The sequence below is a fragment of the Rhizobium sp. PEPV16 genome (assembly GCF_008919455.1).
GTDB classification, from domain to species: Bacteria; Pseudomonadota; Alphaproteobacteria; order Rhizobiales; family Rhizobiaceae; genus Rhizobium; species Rhizobium leguminosarum_Q.
On sequence record NZ_VSZV01000356.1, the window covers coordinates 433,597 to 437,109 of the forward strand.

Consider the following 3,513-nt stretch of genomic DNA (forward strand, 5'->3'; position numbering starts at 1 on the left):
ACATGGAACTGAAGGAGCTCGGGCGGCAAGCCGGATTGACGGTGCTTGCGCTTGCGGAAGGACGGCCTGTCGAGCCGGGAGTGAGGAAATTGCCGTGCCGGCTGATCGTCCGGCAGTCATGCGGGGGTAAAGCCCCGGGGATGAGAATAAGAGAATGAGCAAAGGCGCGAGGAGATGCGCCATATTGGGAAGAGTGTCATGATCAAGCGTCTTTTGGCGGCGACCAGCATCGCTACCTTATGTCTGGTGTCGGCCGCGTCGGCTGCCGAAAATGTCGAAATGTGGGTTCGCTCGGGGATCGGCGACGCCTTCAAGAAGGTCGTCGAAGCCTATAATTCCGGTCACGAGAACAAGGTCGTGATGACCGAGGTGCCGTTCTCCGAACTCGTGCAGAAATATGCGACGGCAATCGCCGGCGGACAGGCGCCGGACGCCCTGTCGATGGATCTCATCTATAACCCTGCCTTTGCCGCGGCCGGTCAGCTCGAAGACCTGACAGACTGGGCAAAATCCCTGCCCTATTTCAACTCTCTTTCGCCATCGCATGTTCGCCTCGGCACCTATCAGGACCGGATCTACGGACTGCCGCTGTCGGTCGAGACCTCCGTCTTTGCCTGGAACAAGGATCTCTACAAGAAGGCCGGGCTCGACCCGGAAAAGGCACCGGCGAATTGGGACGAAATCACCGCCAATGCCGAGAAGATCCGGGCGCTGGGTGACGATACCTACGGCTTTTATTTCTCCGGCGGCGGCTGCGGCGGCTGCATGATCTTCACCTTCACGCCGCTGGTCTGGGGTGCGGGCGCCGATATCCTGTCGGCCGACAGCAAGACGGCGACGCTCGATACGCCTCAGATGCGCAAGGCCGTCGATATCTACCGCAACATGATCAAGAAGGACCTGGTGCCGGCGGGAGCCGCCAGCGACAACGGCGCCAACTTCCTGACCTTCACCAACGGCAAGATCGGCCAGCAGAGCCTTGGCGCCTTTGCCATCGGCACGCTGGTGACCGAGCATCCCGATATCAACTTCGGCGTAACGCTCATTCCTGGCGTTGACGGGAAGCCTTCGTCCTTTGCCGGCGGCGACAACTTCGTCATCACCAAGGGCACGAAGAAGATCGACGCGGTGAAGGAGTTCCTCGAATATGTGTATTCGATGGACGGCCAGAAGATCATGGCGAAGTATGGCAGCCTGCCGACGCGCGGCGATATCGCCGACAAGGTGCTTGAGGGCCTCGATCCACGCATGCAGGTCGGCCTGAAGGCGATTGGTGTGGCCAAGACCCCCTATACGCTGCAGTTCAACGACCTGATCAACAGCGCCAACGGGCCATGGGCAAGCTTCACCAACGCCGCGATCTTCGGCGACGACGTCGACGGCGCGTTTTCGAGTGCGCAATCGGAAATGCAATCGATTATCGATAGCGGCCAGTAAACTCTCCCCTCGGCCGCGGCCGGGGAGCGGTGGCAGCTTCCCGGCCAATTTCACTCGACAGATGCGGAGCGTTTTGATGACCGGTTCCGGTTCAGAGATTCTATTGCCTCGGCGCAGGCGACGGCGCAGATCGAACTGGCGCGGCCTGGTCTACATCGCGCCGGCCATGGCGCTGGTCATCGTCTTCTTCATCATGCCTGTTCTCTTCACCGGATGGATGAGCCTGCATAACTGGCCGCTGATGGGGGCGTCACGCTGGATCGGCTTCAACAATTATTTTCGCATGGCCAACGACACCCGTTTCATGACGGCGCTGAATTTCACGGCCTATTACACCGTGATCGTCACTATCGCGATCTTCGCAATCGCCTTTCCGCTGGCAATCTTCGTCGAGAAGGAACGGCAGTTCGTCGGCGCCTACCGCACGATCATCTTCCTGCCCGTCGTGGTCGGCCTTGCCACCGCCTCCCTGCTCTGGGTCTGGCTCGCCAATGTCGATAGCGGCTTCATCGGCCCGGCCTTGAGAGGGCTCGGCTTCGTCCAAAAGAGCCCCAATCTGCTTGCGACCTTCGACACCGCCTTTCTGACGATCGTGGTGATGGTCGTCTGGAAGATCGCCGGCTTCACCATGATCATTCTTTTGACCGGGCTTCAGGCCATTCCGTCCGAGCTGACCGAGGCGGCCCGCATCGACGGCGCCGGCCGCTGGCAGCGTTTCCGGCATCTGACGCTGCCGCTGATGCGCAAGACGATCGCGCTGGCGCTGATCGTCTCCGTCACCGGTTCGATCCTCGCCTTCGACCAGTTCTACATCATGACGTCAGGCGGTCCGCAGAACAAGATGATCTCGGTGGTCTACTACATCTTCAATCAGTCTTTCGTGTCGTTCAATCTCGGTTATGGCGCAGCGCTGTCGATCGTACTTCTCGCCATCCTGGTGGCGATCAGCATCGTGCAGCTCTGGCTGCTTCGCGTCGGGGAGGAGCGTCCATGACCACCTCCAGGGAACGCCGCGCGCGCAAGGCCATTCGGACGAAGTCGGCCTATCATCTGACCGGCATTGCCATCTCGATCTTCTTTCTCGCCCCCTTCGTGATCACGCTGTTGTCGTCCTTCCGGCATGGCACGGAGGCCAGCCTGCCGCCTTTGCCGCCATGGCCGACCTCCGGCGTTAGCATCGATTCCTACGCGCTGCTCGATACGTTCGGCGCCGGCATCTGGCGGCACATGATCAATTCGCTGTTCGTTTCGGTCGCCACCGTGGTGCTCACCGTCGCCGTCAGCCTGCTCGCCGGCTACGGCTTCTCGCGATATCGATTCCCGCTGAAGAATGCGCTCTTCGTGCTGATCATCGCGACGCTGATGATCCCCTTCCAGTCGATCCTGACGCCGCTCTTCATCATCCTTGCAAAGCTCGGCCTCAACAATTCGCTGCTTGGGCTGACGCTCGTCTATGTGACGCTGCAACTGCCCTTCTCGGTGTTCATGATGCGCAACGCCTTCGACGCCGTGCCGAAGGAGATCGAAGAGGCCGCACGCATCGACGGTGCGCGCGACCTCAGGCTCTTGGTCCGGGTTCTTCTGCCGCTGGTGCTTCCCGGCGTCGCGACGGTGGCGATCTTTGCCTTCCTCAATGCCTGGAACGAGTTTCTCGCCGCACTCGTGCTGCTCTCCAGCAATGAGAAATACACCCTGCCGGTGCTGATGACGGCGGTTCGCGCCGGAAGGCTCGGCGCCATCAATTGGGGAGCGGTGCAGGCCGGTGTCGTCGTCATGACGATCCCCTGCCTGATCGTCTTCCTGCTCCTGCAACGCTACTACATGCGCGGGCTGATGGCCGGCGCGGTGAAATGATCTTAGAGAAAGTGGAGCCTATGACCAAACCAAGCAATGACCGCCAGTTTCGTCCCGTCGCCGTTCCCGATGTGGAGCTCGGCGGCTTCTGGGGCAAATGGCAGGACGCCGTCTGCAATTCCACTGCCGAGACCCTGCTCGACCGCTGCGTCGAGGCCGGCATGCTCAAGGCGATCGATGTCAGCCAGCCGAGCACGGGGGTCATCATTCCCATTCAGCCAT

Annotated in this window: 3 protein-coding genes and 2 pseudogenes; all 5 read left to right on the forward strand. The window is 60.7% G+C overall.

All coding sequences use genetic code 11. The features are described 5' to 3' along the window. A pseudogene (locus FY112_RS36495) lies at window positions 1–158 on the forward strand (LacI family transcriptional regulator); the annotation flags it as partial. A 40-nt stretch (window positions 159–198) separates the two neighbouring features. Then, window positions 199–1,437, forward strand: a complete 1,239-nt coding sequence (locus FY112_RS36500) for a sugar ABC transporter substrate-binding protein (RefSeq protein WP_017962338.1) — start codon at window positions 199–201, stop codon at window positions 1,435–1,437. A gap of 76 nt (window positions 1,438–1,513) precedes the next feature. Beyond that, window positions 1,514–2,431: a sugar ABC transporter permease gene (locus FY112_RS36505; protein WP_151520492.1), complete on the forward strand. Its 918-nt coding sequence runs from the start codon at window positions 1,514–1,516 to the stop codon at window positions 2,429–2,431. Continuing rightward, window positions 2,428–3,291, forward strand: a complete 864-nt coding sequence (locus FY112_RS36510) for a carbohydrate ABC transporter permease (RefSeq protein ID WP_012759218.1) — start codon at window positions 2,428–2,430, stop codon at window positions 3,289–3,291. Before FY112_RS36505 ends, FY112_RS36510 begins: the two co-directional genes overlap by 4 nt. A gap of 20 nt (window positions 3,292–3,311) precedes the next feature. Next, a pseudogene (locus FY112_RS36515) lies at window positions 3,312–3,513 on the forward strand (glycoside hydrolase family 127 protein); the annotation flags it as partial.

What these genes read in the sequence shown, in the direction of transcription:
- FY112_RS36500 (WP_017962338.1), top strand. Translation starts at nt 199, where the DNA reads ATGATCAAGCGTCTTTTGGCGGCGACCAGCATCGCTACCTTATGTCTG.
- FY112_RS36505 (WP_151520492.1), top strand. Translation starts at nt 1,514, where the DNA reads ATGACCGGTTCCGGTTCAGAGATTCTATTGCCTCGGCGCAGGCGACGG.
- FY112_RS36510 (WP_012759218.1), top strand. Translation starts at nt 2,428, where the DNA reads ATGACCACCTCCAGGGAACGCCGCGCGCGCAAGGCCATTCGGACGAAG.